This window comes from Pseudomonas sp. 86_A (assembly GCF_017491705.1).
Classification (GTDB): domain Bacteria; phylum Pseudomonadota; class Gammaproteobacteria; order Pseudomonadales; family Pseudomonadaceae; genus Aquipseudomonas; species Aquipseudomonas koreensis.
The window spans coordinates 16,194-32,304 of sequence record NZ_JAFGYS010000026.1; the positions used below are offsets into that span (position 1 = coordinate 16,194).

Here is a 16,111-nt window from a genome sequence, read left to right on the forward strand (position 1 = left end):
ATCAGCAGGGCGGGGCGGCCAGTTTGTCAGCCAGACGGAAAAGGCCCCGCAGCGTTGGGGCGGCGGGGCCTTTTGGATTTCTGGCTGAGATTCACAGGGGGGGCGACAGCGGGTTAGAAGTCGATCGTCCCCGACAACTTCGCCACCCGTGGCTCACCCTGGGTCAGGTAGCCGCCCTGCGCCGATTCCCAGTATTTCTTGTTGGCCAGGTTCTCGACGCCCAGGCGCAACGTCACGTCTTTCTCCGAGACCTTGAAGGCATAGCGCGCGCCCGCGTCGAAGCGGTTCCAGGTCGGCAGGCTGAGGTTGTTGGCCGCGTCGGCGTACTGGCCGCCAGTGCGCAGCATCCGCGCATTCAGCGCCACGCCTTGCAGACCCGGTACATCCCAGTCGGCGCCAGCGTTGAACTGGAAGCTCGGCACGCCGATGGCACGGTTGCCGTCGTTGGCGCCGTTCTGGGTGTTGCGCAGTTCGGTGTCCATCAGGGTCAGGCCGCTGATCAGGCGCAGACCGTTGACCGGCTCGCCGAACACGTTCATTTCCACGCCTTTGTTGATCTGCTCGCCTTCACGCACGTAGGTGCAGGTGGTGGCGCTGTTGATTTCGCAGTAACCGTCACTCGGCTGCTCGATGCGATAGACCCCCAGGCTCGCGCCGTAAGTGCCCATGTCGACTTTGACCCCCGCCTCGGTCTGTTTGGAGCGGGCCGGTGCGTAGACTTCGTTGCCGTTGGTCACTTTGAAGCCGCCGGTGCTGGTCGGCGAGGTCGGGCCTTGCGCCAGGCCTTCGATGTGATTGGCGTAGAACGACACATGCTCCCACGGTTTGAACACGATGCCGTAGACCGGTGTGGTGATCGATTCGTCGTAGCTCGACTTGCGGCTGCCGCTGCCGTAACTGGCGTAGTTGTAGCCTTGCACCACCAGTTGCTGACGACGCAGGCCGGCGGTGATCAGCAGGCGGTCATCGAAGAAACCGAGGGTGTCGGAAAGCGCGAGGCTGCGGTTGAAGGTCTTGCCGACAATGCCCGGATCGCTGACGTCGCCGCCGGAAAAATTGCCGACCGGCGACGGGGTTTGCACCGGGTGATAGATGTTGTTGGCGTATTTTGTCAGGTCGAAATCGTAGGCGCTGCGCTGTTCGGCCCACAGCCCGCTCAGACCGAAGTTGAGTTTGTGGCTGACGGCGCCGGTGTTGAATTTGCCGTTCAGGCCGGCCATCAGGCTGGTGTTGTCTTCATCGTGCGGGATGAACGAGCCAGTGGTGAACGATGCACCGGTGTTGCCCACCAGAGTGGTCGAGTTGTAACGCCCGACTTCACGGGTGTGCTTGGCGCCGCCGGCGACGTATGCGGTCCAGTTGTCGTTCAGGTCATATTCGGCGCGGAGCATGCCGAAGGTGTCTTCGATGTCGGTGTAGCCCCACTTCGGCGCGTAGTTGGTGTCGGCCGACGGCGCATCCGGAATGTGCGTGGCGGTGCCGAGGTTAACCGAGTTGCGGCCACCGTTGACGCGCTCTTTCTGGTAGGCGAAGTCACCGGAAAGACGCAGTGCATCGCCCCGGTAGTCGAGGCCGATGGCGAACAGTTTCGAGCGCTGGTTTTCGTGATCGATGCCGGTGTCGCCTTCGCGCTGGGACAGGTTGATCCGCGCGCCGAAGCGATTGTCTTCGCCGAACCGCTGGCCGATGTCGAAATGCTGACCAACGCGGCCTTCGCTGTTGATGTCGGTGGTGTAGCGGCGCAGCGGCTCGTCGCCGGCGCGCTTGGGCTGCAGGTTGACGCCACCGCCGATCCCGGAACCGGTCGGGGTCACACCGTTGATGAAGGCGTTCGGACCTTTGAACACTTCCACGCGCTCCAGGGCATCGCTGGAAATGATCTGCCGTGGCAACACGCCGTACAGGCCGTTATAGGAAATGTCATCGCCGTTGAGCGGCAGGCCGCGAATCATGAACACCTGCGCCTGGTTGGCGTAGCCCGAAGCCTGACGCACCGAGGCATCGTTGAGCAGGACGTCGGCAACGTTTTCCGCTTGCTGATCCTGAATCAGTTGTTCGGTGTATGACGCGGCGCTGAACGGCACATCCATCATATCCTGGTTGCCCAACACGCCGAGCTGGCCGCCACGGGCCACCTGACCGCCGGAATAGACCGGGGGCAGGGCGCTTGGCGTCGGTGCCTGGGCGTTGATGTTGACGTTGTCGAGCACCAGCTGCTTGGCGTTGTCATCGGCAGCGTAAGCGCTGACGCTCAGGGAGCACAGCAGAGCGAGAAGCGTCGGGCGGAACGGGGCAGCGAGGCGAGCTGTAGCGGGCATGTGTTCGTACCTGGAGGCGCGTGGCCAGCAAGAAAAAATAGGGCGGCGCGGGAACTCCTTGCGCAAATGCGACTCCAGGCGCAAATGATATGAGTTCGCAGTAACGCTTTGCAATCAGTTTGTCATCACTCGGCAAGCAGCCATCCACCTGCGGCAGCTCTCACGCGGATTGTGTATGGTGGTTCTGGCTTAGTGGATTGGATGAAGCAACATGCGATTAGTCATTACCCTCGCTGCGATGCTGGTGCTCGCCGGTTGCGCGGGGCAGCGCAGTCAGGAGCCGGCGCCGCGTGCGCCCGCTGAAGTGAAAGCCGAGATCGTGCGGTTGATGCCGGCAAAAGTGCCTGACCGCCAAGGCTGGGCCACCGACATCTACGCCGCGTTCGCCGCGCAGGGCATCAGCCCGACCACGCAAAACCTGTGTTCGGTGCTGGCCGTGGCCGAGCAGGAATCGACGTTTCAGGTCGACCCGACCGTGCCGGGCCTGGGCAAGATTGCCCGCGACGAAATCGACCGTCGCGCCGGCAAGGCCCACATCCCGGGGATGCTGGTCAGCGCCGCCCTGGCCGTGCGTTCGCCCAGCGGCAAAAGCTACAGTGAACGCCTGAACGCGGCGCGCAGCGAGAAAGAACTCAGCGCGATTTTCGATGACTTCATCGGCATGGTACCGATGGGCCGCACGCTGTTCGGCGGCTTCAATCCGGTGCACACCGCCGGGCCGATGCAGGTCAGCATCGAATTTGCCGAGCAGCACGCCAAGGACTACCCGTACCCGGTCAACGGCACGATCCGCCACGAAGTGTTCACCCGCCGTGGCGGCATGTACTTCGGCATCGCCCATTTGCTGGGGTATCCGGTGAGTTACCGCGAGCCGTTGTACCGTTTTGCCGACTTCAATGCCGGTTGGTACGCCAGCCGCAATGCGGCGTTTCAGAACGCGGTCAGCCGTGCCTCGGGCATCCCCTTGGCGCTGGATGGCGACTTGATTCGCTATGACTCGATCATGCCCGGCAGCACCGAACTGGCGGTGCGCACCCTCGGCAAGTCGCTGGGCATGCGCAACCCGACGATTCGCGATCAGTTGGAGAAGGGCAAGACTCTGGACTTCGAAGAAACCAAACTCTACCAGCGCGTGTTTGAACTGGCCGAGCAGGCCGAAGGCAAGACCTTGCCCCGTGCGGTGTTGCCGGGGATTGTCCTGCAGAGTCCGAAAATCACCCGCAAGCTGACCACGGCGTGGTTCGCCAAACGGGTGGATGAGCGCTACAAGCGCTGCATGGCCAAAGGCGGCTGAGTCGCCAGTTGAAGGTGGCGGTTACAGCACTTTGACGGCCCGGCCAATCGCCTGAATCGGCCCGGTCGGTTTGCCGATCGGCGAGCCGCCGGCGCCTTCGAGGGTGAGCTCGAACAGCTGATTCGGTTGCAGCGGCGGCAGTTTGTCCAGCGGCACTTTCAGCGCCTGCCCCGGTTTGACCAGCCCCAGCGACACCGGCCCTTGCCAGCCATCCGCCTTGGTCCAGAACTCCAGAGCCTTGTCCGCCGGCACTTCGACCACGCCCAGCGGGATCAACTGGATCTCGTGCGGATTGCTGGCCTGGATCACCCAGCCTGGCGCCTTGTCCTGCGGGGCGACAAGCACCACCAGATAGCTGGGTTTCGGCGTGGTCTGGGTCAGCAGAATCGAGCCAAGGATCAGCGTCGCGGCCAGTCCGGCGGCGCTCAGCCCGCGCCACAGCGGCAGCAGGTTCCACCATGAGGTGCGCGTCGGCTCAGGTGTTTTACGGGAGAGCTGTTCGACACTGCGTTCGATGCGCGGCCACAAGTGCGGCGACGGTTGCTGCGTCCCGGCCAGGTCTGTCAGGTCCAGCAGCCGCCGCTCCCAGGCATCCACCGCCGCTTGCAGTTCCGGCTCGTGGGGCAAGCGCTGCTGCACCGCTTCGCGCTCCGACGCCGACAGGGTGCCGAGCACGTATTCGCTGGCCAGTTCATCACGTTCCTGCGCCGATTCAGTGGTCATCCCATGCACTCCCGCAGCGCGTTGAGGCTGCGTTTGATCCAGGCTTTGACGGTGCCCAGTGGCGTGTCGAGGCGGCTGGCGATCTGCGCGTGGCTGTAGCCGTCGACGTAGGCGTGGAGGATGCAGTGGCGGCGTTCGGGCTCAAGTTGTTCCAGGCAACGGTGGATGCGTGCGGAATGCGCCGCCGCCTCAAACCCGTCATCGTCGGCGACTGAATGGTGATCGTCGTTGAGTGGCGTTTCCCGGCCATGATCACGCAGCAGGTTCAGCGCCAGATGCCGGGTCACGCTGAACATCCAGCCGCGTGCCGAGCCGCGCGCCGGATCGAATCCCGCCGCACCGGCCCAGATCTTGATGAACGCTTCATGGACGATATCCTCCGCCAGCGCCGTGTCGCGCACCAACCGCTTGGCCACGCCGAGCAGGCGCGGGCTTTCCTGCACATACAAATCGCGCAGGGCCTGACGCTCGCCGCGGGCACAGGCAGCGAGACGGGCTTCGTAATCGAATTCAGATTCGGGTAAAGGCATCTGGTGCAATCTAGTTCACATTCCGCAAACGTCCAGACAACACGATTCCCCTTGTAGGAGTGAGCCTGCTCGCGATGACGGTATTTCAGTGGAGCAGTTGTTGGCTGACACACCGTCATCGCGAGCAGGCTCACTCCTACAGAGGCTTTGTGTTGAGTCGGGAAATCAGTTCGCCGCCCAGAAGATGTAATCCGCCTGGTACTTCACCACTTCCTGCTTGCCCTTGTTCGCGGCGCTGCATTCGCTGCCGGGGGCCACGCCGCCCTTGAGGGCGACACGCTGGATATAACTCACGCCACTCATTGCGCCTTTGCCTTCCGCAGGGTTGGCCTTGACCAGTTGATAGGGCAGGTTGCCCGGGCTCGACGGGGCGACCGCCAACTGCGTACCGGTGACTTTCGAACCGTCCTTGGCTTGCCAGGTGGCAGGTGGGCCAAAGTAGGTGCCGACCTGTTTGCCGCTGCGATCATTGAGCACCGCTTTCGGGCCGACAAACGTCCACTCGGTCTGCCCGGCCGCATTGGGCTTGTCGCGGCACTCATACGTGATCTCGCCGACCCCGGTGGTTTCCAGCGCCACTTTGTGGCCGTCCGGCACCTTGATGGCGTCGGGCAGAGCGCTCTGGGCGAAAGCGCCGGCGGAGGCGGCGAGCAAACCGGTGAAGCAAATCAGCTGTGTGGTGTTCATCAGTGTTTTCTCCGAAAGGGGTAGATCGCTGGCAGCCAACAGTGGCTGTTACAGGGACTACCCGTGGCGGAGGCGTTTGGATGCAGTGGCTGAAAAATATTGTTCAAACCCCACCAATCCCCTGTAGGAGCTGCCGCAGGCTGCGATCTTTTGATCTTGAAAAACAACATCAAAAGATCGCAGCCTGCGGCAGCTCCTACACAAGTTCGGCGGTTTTACGGGGGACGCTCAGGCCGGAGGCCTTCAGCAGTTCCTGAGTGTAGGGGTGTTTGGGCGCGGCAAAAATCTCCCGCGACGATCCCTGCTCAACCACCTTGCCGTCCTTGATCACCATCAAGTCATGGGCCAGCGCATGCACCACCGCCAGATCATGGCTGATAAACAGATACGTCAGCCCGTGCCTGATCTGCAATTGCCGCAACAGGTCCACCACTTGTTTTTGCACCGTGCGATCGAGTGCCGAGGTCGGTTCATCGAGCAGGATCAATGCCGGTTCCAGCACCAGTGCGCGGGCGATGGAGATGCGCTGGCGTTGTCCGCCGGAAAATTCGTGGGGGTAACGATGGCGGGCTCGCGGATCGAGGCCGACTTCCTCCAGCACCCGAATCACCGCCGCCTCACGTTCGTCGGCGGTGCCGATGCCATGGGTCAGCAAGCCTTCGGCAATGATCTGTTGCACCGACATCCGTGGGCTCAGACTGCCGAACGGGTCCTGAAACACCACCTGAATCTGCCGGCGCAAGGGGCGCATCAAGCGCTGGTTGAGCAAGCTCAGCTGCTTGTTGCCGAAGCGGATATCGCCCTCGGACTCCACCAGGCGCAGGATCGCCTGGCCCAGCGTGGATTTGCCCGAACCGGACTCGCCGACAATGCCCAGGGTCTTGCCGCGTTGCAGGCGGAAGCTGACCCCGTCGACCGCCTTGATGTAATCCTGTGAACGGCTGAACAGTGCCTTGGGCAGGGGAAACCTGACCTTCAAATCATCCACTTCCAGCAGGTTGTGCTCGTACGGGCTCGGGACCGGCGCACCGCTGGGTTCCGCTTCGATCAGCAAGCGGCTGTAGGAATGCTGCGGCGCGCGGAACAGCGTCTCGCAATCGGCCTGTTCGACGATTTCGCCGTGACGCATCACGCACACGCGTTGGGCGATGCGCCGGACCAGATTGAGGTCGTGACTGATCAGCAGCATCGACATGCCGAGCCGCTGTTGCAGCTCGATCAGCAGCTCGAGGATTTTCTGCTGCACGGTCACGTCCAGTGCCGTGGTCGGCTCATCGGCGATCAGCAGTTCCGGCTCATTGGCCAGCGCCATCGCAATCATCACCCGTTGCCGCTGGCCGCCGGACAACTGGTGGGGATAGGCTTTCAAACGCTGCAATGGCTGGCGAATGCCCACCAGTTCAAGCAATTCCAGCGTGCGCTCACGGGCGGCGCGGCCCTTGAGGCCCTTGTGAATCTCCAGCACTTCGCTGACCTGTCGTTCCACGGTATGCAGTGGATTGAGCGAGGTCATCGGCTCCTGGAAGATCATCGCGATCCGGTTACCGCGCAAACCGCGCAGGTGCTGCTCGCTGGCCTGCAGCAAGTTCACGCCGCCATAGGCAATCGAACCGCTGCTGCTGACGGATTTACCCGGCAACAAACGCAAGATCGAATGCGCCGTGACCGACTTGCCCGAACCGGACTCACCGACCAGCACCAGACATTCGCCACGACGAATGTCCAGGTTCAAACCGTGCACCACGGCCTGTTCGCCAAAGGCCACGCGCAGGTCGCGGATCTCGATCAAATTTTCTTTCATGTCAGCTCCTCGGATCGAACGCATCTCGGCAAGCCTCACCGATGAACACCAACAAAGACAGAATCAGTGCCAAGGCAAAAAACGCCGTCAGCCCCAGCCACGGCGCCTGCAGATTGCGCTTGGCCTGACCGATCAACTCGCCCAGCGAGGCTGTCCCCGCCGGCATGCCGAAGCCGAGAAAGTCCAGCGCTGTGAGGGTGGCGATAGCCCCCGTCAGAATGAACGGCAGGTAGGTCAGGGTGGAGGTCATCGCGTTGGGCAGGATGTGCCGGCGCATCAGCTCACTGTCGGTCAGCCCCAAGGCCCGTGCGGCTTTGACGTATTCCAGATTGCGCCCGCGGAGGAATTCGGCGCGCACCACATCGACCAGTGCCAGCCAGGAAAACAGCGCCATGATCCCCAGCAGCCACCAGAAACTCGGCGAGACAAACCCGGACAGAATGATCAGCAGATACAGCACCGGCAAACCCGACCAGATCTCCAGCAGCCGTTGCCCGAGCAGGTCGACCCAACCGCCGTAATACCCTTGCAACGCCCCGGCAACGATGCCGACCAACGCACTGATGCCGGTGAGGATCAGCGCAAACAGAATCGAAATCCGTGTGCCGAAAATCACCCGCGCCAACACGTCGCGCGCCTGATCGTCGGTGCCCAGCCAGTTGCGCGCCGAGGGCGGACTCGGCGCCGGTTCGGCGAGGTCGTAGTTGACCGTGTCGTAACTGAACGGAATCGGCGGAAACAGCATCCAGCCACCCTGATCCTCGATCAGCCCGTGCACGTAAGCGCTGGCGTAATCCGGCTGAAACGGCAACTCGCCGCCGAAATCGGTTTCCAGGTATTCGCTGAGGATCGGGAAATACCACGCGCCGTGATAGCGGATCACCAAGGGTTTGTCGTTGGCGATCAGTTCGCCGCCGAGGCAGATCAGGCACAAACCGAGGAACAGCCACAGCGACCAGCGTCCACGGCGATTGGCCTTGAACTGCGCGACACGGCGCTGACCCAGAGGAGAGAGTGTGAACATCAGGCAGTCCTCGCCGAGAAGTCGATGCGCGGGTCGAGCAGGGTGTAGCAGAGGTCGCCGATCAGCTTGATCAGCAGACCGAACAGGGTGAACAGAAACAGCGCGCCGAACACCACCGGATAGTCCCGCGACACCGCCGCTTCGTAGCTCATGCGCCCGAGGCCGTCGAGATTGAAGAGGGTTTCGATCAACAGGGAGCCGGCGAAAAACACCTCGATCAGCGCCGACGGCACGCCGGCCACCACCAGCAGCATCGCGTTGCGAAACACATGGCCATACAGCACGCGGCGCTCGGTCAAGCCTTTGGCTCGCGCGGTGATCACGTACTGGCGGCTGATCTCGTTGAGGAAGCTGTTTTTGGTGAGGATGGTCAGCGTGGCAAAACCGCCGATCACCAGCGCGGTCACCGGCAACACCAGGTGCCAGAGGTAGTCGCCGACCTTGGCCAGCGTGCCGAGGCTGTCGAAGTCATCCGACATCAGGCCCTGCACCGGAAACCAGTTGACGTAGCTGCCGCCGGCGAACACCACGATCAGCAGCATCGCAAAGAGAAACGCCGGCATCGCGTAGCCGATGATGATCGCCGTGCTGCTCCAGACATCGAAGGCGCTGCCGTGCCTGATCGCTTTGCGAATGCCCAGCGGAATTGAAATCAGGTAAGTGATCAGCGTCGCCCACAAGCCGAGCGACAACGACACCGGCAACTTCTGCAGGATCAGATCGGTGACCTTGGCGCCGCGAAAGAAACTGCTGCCCAGATCCAGCCGGGCGTAGTTTTTCAGCATCAGCCACAGGCGTTCGTGCATCGGTTTGTCAAAGCCGTAGTGGTGTTTGATGTCCTCGATCAGCGCCGGGTCGAGACCACGGCTGCTGCGTCCGGCACCGCCCGTCGCGGCAACTTCGCCACCGCCGCCCATGCTGTGCCCGCCGAAGCCTTGCAGGCGCGCAATGGCTTGTTCCACCGGGCCACCCGGGGCGGCCTGCACGATGAGGAAATTGACCACCAGAATGCACAGCAGCGTGGGGATGATCAGCAGCAGGCGCCTGCCCAGATAACGCAGCATGTCACTGGCCCCCCGCAAGCTGGGTGTGCATCTGTTGCGTGGTCAGCGGCTTGGCCGAGACCTCCCACCAGGTGTTGAGGCCTTCGTCGTACGCCGGTTGCACCGGCGGCATGCCGAAACGGTTCTGAAACACCGTTGGCGTGCCTTTGGAGTAGTAGTTGGGAATCATGTAGTAACCCCATTGCAGCACCCGGTCGAGGGCGCGCGCGTAATGCACCATGGCTTTGCGGGTGTCGGCCTTGACCAGCCCGTCGATCAGTTGATCGACCGCCGGGTTGGCCAGCACCATCGAGTTCGAACTGCCGACCTGCGTGGCACTTTGCGAGGCGTACAGGCTGTACAACTCGCGGCCGGGGGAGACGATCGGATCGCCACTGCGCGGGAAACTGGTGACGATCATGTCGTAGTCCCGGGCGTTGAGCCGATTGACGTATTGCGCCGAGTCGATGCGCCGCAGATTCAGGGTGATGCCGATCTGCGCGAGGGTGCGTTTGAACGGCAGCAGCATGCGATCGAAACCGCCCTGACCGTCGAGGAAGGTGAACTCCAGCGGTTCGCCGGCGGCATTGACCAGTCGACTGTGTTGCGGCGTCCAGCCAGCGTCGGCGAGCAGCTTCAGCGCTTGCAGTTGCTTGTCGCGGATGTAGCCGCTGCCATCGGTTTTCGGCGCCTGATAGACCTCGGTGAAGACCTCGTCGGGAATCTGCCCGCGCAGCGGTTCGAGGATCTGCAGTTCTTCGGCGTCGGGCAGGGCGGTCGCGGCCATTTCACTCTTCGGCCAGAAGCTGTTCTGGCGCACGTAGAAGCCGCGCATCATCTGCTTGTTGGTCCACTCGAAATCCCACAGCAGGGTGATCGCCTGACGCACCCGGCGATCCTGGAAAATCGGGTTTTGCAGGTTGAACACGAAGCCCTGCGCCGCCGTCGGTTTGTCCGGGGCGAGGATCGATTGCTGCAAGCGACCGTCTCGCAACGCCGGGCTGTCGTAGCCGACCACGTAACCGGATGAGGAAAACTCGCGGTTGTAGTCGAACGCGCCGGCCTGCAGCAGTTGGCGGGCGACGTCGGTGTCGCCGTAGAAATTCACCGTCAGCGTGTCGAAGTTGTACATCCCGCGACTCACCGGCAGGTCCTTTCCCCACCAGTCCCGATCGCGTTCGAAACTGATGCTGCGCCCGGCGTCGACCTTGCTCACGCGGTACGGGCCGCTGCCCAGTGGTGGCTCGAAACCGCCGCCGTTGGCGAAATCACGCGACTTCCACCAGTGCTCGGGCAGTACGCGCATCGTCGCCAGGTCCAGCGCCAGGGTGCGGTTGAGGTTGTTCTTGAAGGTGAAACGCACCTGCCGTGGCCCTTCGATTTCGACGTCTTGCACGTCGGCGTACTGCTGGCGATAACTGAGGCTGCCCTTGGTCATCAGCAGGTTGAAGGTGTAGCGCACGTCTTCGGCGGTGATCGGTGTGCCGTCGGCGAAGCGTGCCTTGGGGTTCAGGGTGAAGCGCACCCACAGCCCTTCGGGATCGCGTTCGATCTGCTGCGCGACCAGAGCGTAGACGGTGTACGGCTCGTCCAGCGAACGGAACGCCAGCGGCGCATACACCCAGTCGTTGACCTGCACCACGGAAATGCCCTGATCGGCATACGGGGTGATGTAGTTGTACTGGCCGATCTCCATCGACGCGCGACTGAGCGAGCCGCCCTTGGGCGCGTCGGGATCGACGAAATCAAAATGCTCGAACCCCGCTGGATACTTCGGCGCCTCGCCGTACACGGTCAGCGCATAACTGCCGCCGGCCAGCGCCGAGGTGCCGGTGCACAGCAGCGCACTGCCGAGCAGCAGAGCGGCCATGTTGCGCATGAAATTCATGAAGTTTTTCCTCTAAGCCCGAAAACTCACTAGCAGCGCTAAAAACTGTGGCGAGGGAGCTTGCTCCCGCCGGGCTGCGAAGCTGCCCCAAAAATCAGACTGACCCTGCAGATTTTTGTGAGTGCTGCGCACTCAAGCGGGAGCAAGCTCCCTCGCCACAAAGGTTTGCATTCACCCGGTTTTACGGTGTTGCTGCCTTAGAAGTGATACGTCATGCGCGCAAACAACGTGCGCCCCAGCGGGTCGGTGTAGCGCGGGTCATAGCCGCTCTGGAAGTTGTAGGCCTGGTTGGTGAACGGCGGGTTGCGGTCGAACATGTTCTTCATCCCGGCATCGACATCCAGCACCTTGTTGAAGGTGTAGCCAGCCGACAGGTCCCACACCGAATACGACGCCACCCGCGCATGGGTATCGCGGTCGTAGTCGTTGTAACCGGTGGTGAAGCGGTTGGTCAGCGACGCCCGGGCGGCGCCAAAGGTCCAGCTGCCGGTGAGGTTGTGCTTCCACCGCGCGATCACGCCGTCCCCTTCGAAGTCGCCGACCTTGTCGGTAAACGGGCCTTTGATGGTGCTCTGGAAGTCGTAACTGTCGACGTAGGTGCCTTGCAGCCCCAGGCCGAACTGACCGTACGGTGTGTTCGGGAAGCGATAGTCCAGCGACACATCGACACCATTGGTTTCGACGATGCCGAGGTTGGCGTTGCCGGTAACGATGTAGTTGAGCGTGCCGTCGGCGTTGCGCACGAAGCGATCCGGGTAGGTGCCGGCCTGATCAAACACGGTGGATTCGGGGAACGGCTGGATCTGGTTGGAGATGTGAATCCACCAGAAATCCAGGCCCACCGACAGGTTGCTGACTGGCTGATAGACGAAGCCCAGGGTCACGTTGCGCGCTTTCTCCGGGGCCAGATCCTGGTTGCCGCCGATCTGATTGAGGAACTGCTGGCCGCAATCGCGTCCGCCGTTGCCGCCCGGTTGCACGACGCCACCGGTACACAGCACCGGGTCGTTGTAGTAGCCCTGGGTGTAAGTGATGCTGCGCGGCGAATACAGCTCGTACAAGGACGGCGCACGGAAGCCTTCGCTGTACGCGCCGCGCACCACCAGCTCTTTGAGCGGCTGATAGCGGAACGAGTATTTCGGGTTGGTGGTGCTGCCGAAGTCGCTGTATTTGTCGTGGCGCACGGCGGCGGACAGTTCGAGGCTGTCGAGCACCGGCACGTTGATTTCGGCGTACGCGGCTTTCACGCTGCGGTCGCCCTCGACGCTACCGGCCGGGTCGATACCGAGGCTCTGGATGTCGCCGGCAAACTGCTCAAAGTCCTGATGAAATTTCTCTTTGCGGTATTCACCGCCCAGCGCCAGACCGGCAGGGCCGGCACCGAACCAGTCACCGATCTCACGGCTGATCCGACCGTCGAAACCGGCCACACGGCCGACGGCGGTGGTGTAGGCACCGTGGTACATGGCAGCGTCGATGTACTGCTGCCCGGCGGCGGATTGCGGGCCGAACGGGTTGAGCAGGCCGCTGGCCAGGCCATTGATCATCGCCTGATCGCTGACATAACCGCTGGTGACGCTGGAGACGATTTTGTTCTGGTTGTAGGAGGCGCCGACGTTGTAATCCCAGCCGCCGACCAGACCGTCGAAGCTGAGCAAAAAGCGCTGGCTGGTGTTCTGATCTTTCGATTCACGCGGGCCGGCGGCGGTTTCGCGCCAGTTGACGTCGACCGGTTGCGTCGGGTCGAGGGCGAAGCCGGTCGGGCCGGGCGTGATGCCGTTGCCGGGGTAGTAGGGCGATGAGGAATCCAGGCTCAGGCCGGTCAATGGCGCCGGGCCGACAGCGGTGGCGTTGTTGTTGCGTGACCAGAAGTATTCAAGGTTGATGTTGTGGTCATCCGCCAGCTTGCCGGTGGTCTTGCCGAAGAACGAAGTCTTTTCGGTTTGCGGAATCAGGTCGATGTATTCGCGGGTGCTGAAGCGGCACAAGCCGTCGCGCGCCACCAGGTTGGGGCCGTTGCAATTGCTGTTGGCCAACGGGTTGGTGGCGTTGCCGTTCTGGCTGTAGTTGCCGGGGAATGCGGTGCCGGAGGTCTGGTCCAGACCTCGGCCGGGCACATAGTCGCGGGCGAACGAGCGGTCGTTGGCGTCGAGGTTCTGCTGCTTGTTGTAGTTGAACACGCCGAGCACGTTGAAGCGGTCCTGTTCCAGGTCGCCGTAGCCCCAACTGGCGCTCATGTCCTTGGTAGCGCCACCGCCGCTGTGGGTCGGGGTTTCGCCGCCGAGCGTGAGCTGGCCGTCGGTCAGGGATTTCTTGGTGATGAAGTTGATCACGCCGCCGATGGCGTCGGTGCCGTACAGGGCCGAGGCGCCGTCACGCAGGACTTCCACGCGCTCGATGGCGGCAAACGGGATCATGTTCAGATCCACCGCGCCGCCGGCCGAGTTAGTGCCGGACAAGGCGTTGTTGGCCAGCCGTCGCCCGTTGAGCAGCACCAGCGTCTTGTTCGCGCCGATTCCGCGCATGTCGGCAAACGAAGCGCCACCGGTGGCGGCGCCGACCGAGCCGGCGCTGTTGTTGATCGACTGGCTGCCGGTGATCCGCTGCACCAGTTCGGCGGTGGTGGTCACGCCCTGTTTGCGCAGTTCATCGGCCTTGAGGATGGTGATCGGCACCGCCGTCTCGGCATCGACCCGGCGAATCGCCGAACCGGTCACTTCCACCCGTTGCAGTTGCGTGGTCGGCGCGACCACCGCGGTCGCTGCCGGCACGGCCGCGTTGTCATCCTCGGCGGCTTGCACGGACCCGGCGCCCATCCCCATGGCCACCAGGTACAACGGAACAAAACGGTGACGAGAAATCGTGGCCACCAAAGGTTTGAGCGTAAAGCGTGGAGTGTTCATCAGCATGGTTGTTTCCGACTTGTCAGACGTTATCGAAATGGCCTTGTGAGCCCTGATTGCGCAGGTCACGGGGGTGCCGCGCCGCGAAAAACCACTTTCTTCAAGCAAGCCGATCCCCTCCGAAGACGCGTTGCGTTTTTTCGGTCGGCTGATTGCGACGGGATGCTTCAGCGGTGTCGGGCGCGTTTCTCAGTGCGCGCCCGACACCGCACTCAGTGGGTGGTCATCACCGAAATCTTGCTGATGCCCGAGCGTTCGATGGACGCCATGGCCTTGGCCACCTGGCCGTAGTTGACGTTGGCGTCGGCCTGCAGCTGCACGCGCACCTCGCTGTCCTTGGCCTTGACCTCCTTGAGGCTGGCTTCCAGGGATTCCGGCGCCAGCTCGGTTTTCGCCAGATAGAACTTGCCGTCCTGATCGACGCTGACCACCACCGGGTCTTTCTTCTCGGCGGGGGCGACGGCGTCGGTTTTCGGCAGGTTGACCTTGATCGCGTTGGTCATCAGCGGCGCGGTGACGATGAACACCACCAGCAGCACCAACATCACGTCCACCAGCGGCGTGACGTTCATTTCGCTGAGCACTTCATCGCTGTCTTGAGTGGAGAACGACATCAGCTGGCCTCCCGCACGGCGGCCGTGGTTTTGCTGGCGATGGCCTGACGGCTGATGGAAAACGCGCTGCGCGAGGCGAGGGCGTCGAAGTCGTGGGCGAAGTCATCCATGTCCGCCGAAGCGAGTTTCAAACGACGCAGGAAGAAGTTGTAAATCAGCACCGCCGGCACCGCGACGGCGATGCCCACGCCGGTGGCGATCAGTGCGTGACCGATCGGGCCGGCGACCGCTTCAAGGCTGGCCGAACCGGTTTCGCCGATGCTTTGCAGGGCTTCCATGATCCCCCACACGGTGCCGAACAGACCAATGAACGGCGCGGTGCTGCCGATACTGGCGAGGATCGCCTGGCCGTTTTCCAGCGAGCGGCGCTCTTTCTGGATCTGCTGGCGCAGGTTGCGTTCCAGGCGATCCGAACGGTTGATGGTATGCGCCAGTTGTTGCGTGGTCTTTGGGGTTTCCTCCACCAGCAAGGCTTCGAAACCGCTGCTGGCGATACGGGCCAGCGAGCCCGGGTACTGGCTGGCATGTTCGGCGGCGGTGAGCAGGTCCGGCGCGCCCCAGAAAGCTTTGCTGAACTGTTTGTTCTGGGCTTTCTGGCGCAGGTATTGCGCCGACTTGACCAGCAGGATCGCCCAGCTGACCACGGAAAACAGCACCAGGCCCCAGAGCACACCGGGGACAATCATCGAAGACAGTGAAGGGTTCATGGCTACACCTCGCTTGCATTAAGTCGGTTGTGAGTTCGTTGGGTTGTGCCGTTATTGCGGCAATTTGAAATCGATGGTCTGGGTGGCGAAGCCGTCAATCGGCGTGTCACCGCGTTTGGCCGGAATGAACTTCCAGTTCTTCACGGCCGCGACGGCCGCGTCATCCAGTTGCGGCTTGCCGCTGGACTTGGTCACGGTCACCGAACCGGCGCGACCGTTGGCCAACACCTGAATCCGCAGGACCACGCTGCCTTCCCAATTGCGTCGAAGGGCCAGCGACGGGTATTCCGGCGGTGGGTTGCCAAGGCTGGCGAGGCCGGAAATCGCTGCCGATTCCTTGACCGGACCGGGCGCGGCCGCCGGGGCCGGTGGCGCGCTCGGTGTGGCCGGTGCAGCGGGAACGGCCGGTTGTGCCGGGGCGGGCGGGGCCTTCGGCGGCTCGACCTTTTTCACCGGTTTCGGCTTCTCGACCGGTTTCGGTTTTTCGATCGGCTTGGGTCTCTCCACCGGTTTCGGCGGTGGCTTGACCGCATCTTCGTCTTCCACCGGCTGTTCCGGTTCGGGCGGTGGTGGCGGTGG

The 16,111-nt window shown here is 62.7% G+C and carries 13 protein-coding genes; 1 reads left to right on the forward strand and 12 read right to left on the reverse strand.

The window, feature by feature from the left end:
- Nucleotides 1-113: 113 nt before the first annotated feature.
- Entirely contained in the window at nucleotides 114-2,318 is a 2,205-nt protein-coding gene (locus tag J5M57_RS27265) for a TonB-dependent siderophore receptor (RefSeq protein WP_083366393.1), read from the reverse strand.
- Nucleotides 2,319-2,529: 211 nt separating this feature from the next.
- Between J5M57_RS27265 and J5M57_RS27270 the strand changes: the two genes are divergently transcribed.
- The gene (locus J5M57_RS27270) at nucleotides 2,530-3,612 is read left to right on the forward strand and encodes a DUF1615 domain-containing protein (protein ID WP_207849627.1); all 1,083 of its coding nucleotides are present in this window, start codon (nucleotides 2,530-2,532) and stop codon (nucleotides 3,610-3,612) included.
- A gap of 21 nt (nucleotides 3,613-3,633) precedes the next feature.
- Here J5M57_RS27270 and J5M57_RS27275 read toward each other — a convergent pair whose 3' ends face one another.
- The 11 genes from J5M57_RS27275 to J5M57_RS27325 all read right to left on the reverse strand — a co-directional run.
- Entirely contained in the window at nucleotides 3,634-4,335 is a 702-nt protein-coding gene (locus J5M57_RS27275; RefSeq protein WP_207849628.1) for an anti-sigma factor, read from the reverse strand.
- Nucleotides 4,332-4,865 (reverse strand): sigma-70 family RNA polymerase sigma factor, encoded by a 534-nt coding sequence (locus J5M57_RS27280; protein WP_169840703.1) that lies wholly within the window; start codon nucleotides 4,863-4,865, stop codon nucleotides 4,332-4,334. The genes J5M57_RS27275 and J5M57_RS27280 overlap by 4 nt, the downstream gene beginning before the upstream one ends.
- 165 nt (nucleotides 4,866-5,030) lie before the next feature.
- Nucleotides 5,031-5,552 carry a DUF3455 domain-containing protein gene (locus J5M57_RS27285; protein WP_064586881.1) on the reverse strand — a complete coding sequence of 174 codons (522 nt, stop codon included), beginning with the start codon at nucleotides 5,550-5,552 and terminating at the stop codon, nucleotides 5,031-5,033.
- Nucleotides 5,553-5,748: 196 nt separating this feature from the next.
- Complete coding sequence (locus tag J5M57_RS27290; RefSeq protein ID WP_207849629.1) at nucleotides 5,749-7,353, reverse strand: ABC transporter ATP-binding protein; 1,605 nt, start codon at nucleotides 7,351-7,353, stop codon at nucleotides 5,749-5,751.
- Between the two features lies 1 nt (nucleotide 7,354).
- Complete coding sequence (locus tag J5M57_RS27295; protein WP_083366388.1) at nucleotides 7,355-8,377, reverse strand: ABC transporter permease; 1,023 nt, start codon at nucleotides 8,375-8,377, stop codon at nucleotides 7,355-7,357.
- Complete coding sequence (gene yejB / locus J5M57_RS27300; protein ID WP_064586884.1) at nucleotides 8,377-9,441, reverse strand: microcin C ABC transporter permease YejB; 1,065 nt, start codon at nucleotides 9,439-9,441, stop codon at nucleotides 8,377-8,379. The genes J5M57_RS27295 and yejB overlap by 1 nt, the downstream gene beginning before the upstream one ends.
- 1 nt (nucleotide 9,442) lies before the next feature.
- Entirely contained in the window at nucleotides 9,443-11,308 is a 1,866-nt protein-coding gene (locus J5M57_RS27305; RefSeq protein WP_207849630.1) for an extracellular solute-binding protein, read from the reverse strand.
- A gap of 197 nt (nucleotides 11,309-11,505) precedes the next feature.
- On the reverse strand, nucleotides 11,506-14,217 hold the full coding sequence (locus tag J5M57_RS27310) for a TonB-dependent receptor (RefSeq protein WP_207849631.1): 2,712 nt from the start codon (nucleotides 14,215-14,217) through the stop codon (nucleotides 11,506-11,508).
- Between the two features lie 206 nt (nucleotides 14,218-14,423).
- Entirely contained in the window at nucleotides 14,424-14,825 is a 402-nt protein-coding gene (locus tag J5M57_RS27315) for a biopolymer transporter ExbD (protein ID WP_064586887.1), read from the reverse strand.
- Nucleotides 14,825-15,532, reverse strand: a complete 708-nt coding sequence (locus J5M57_RS27320; RefSeq protein ID WP_064586888.1) for a MotA/TolQ/ExbB proton channel family protein — start codon at nucleotides 15,530-15,532, stop codon at nucleotides 14,825-14,827. Before J5M57_RS27320 ends, J5M57_RS27315 begins: the two co-directional genes overlap by 1 nt.
- A 51-nt stretch (nucleotides 15,533-15,583) precedes the next feature.
- A partial coding sequence (locus tag J5M57_RS27325; protein WP_207872036.1) for an energy transducer TonB occupies nucleotides 15,584-16,111 on the reverse strand: 528 nt, incomplete at its 5' end.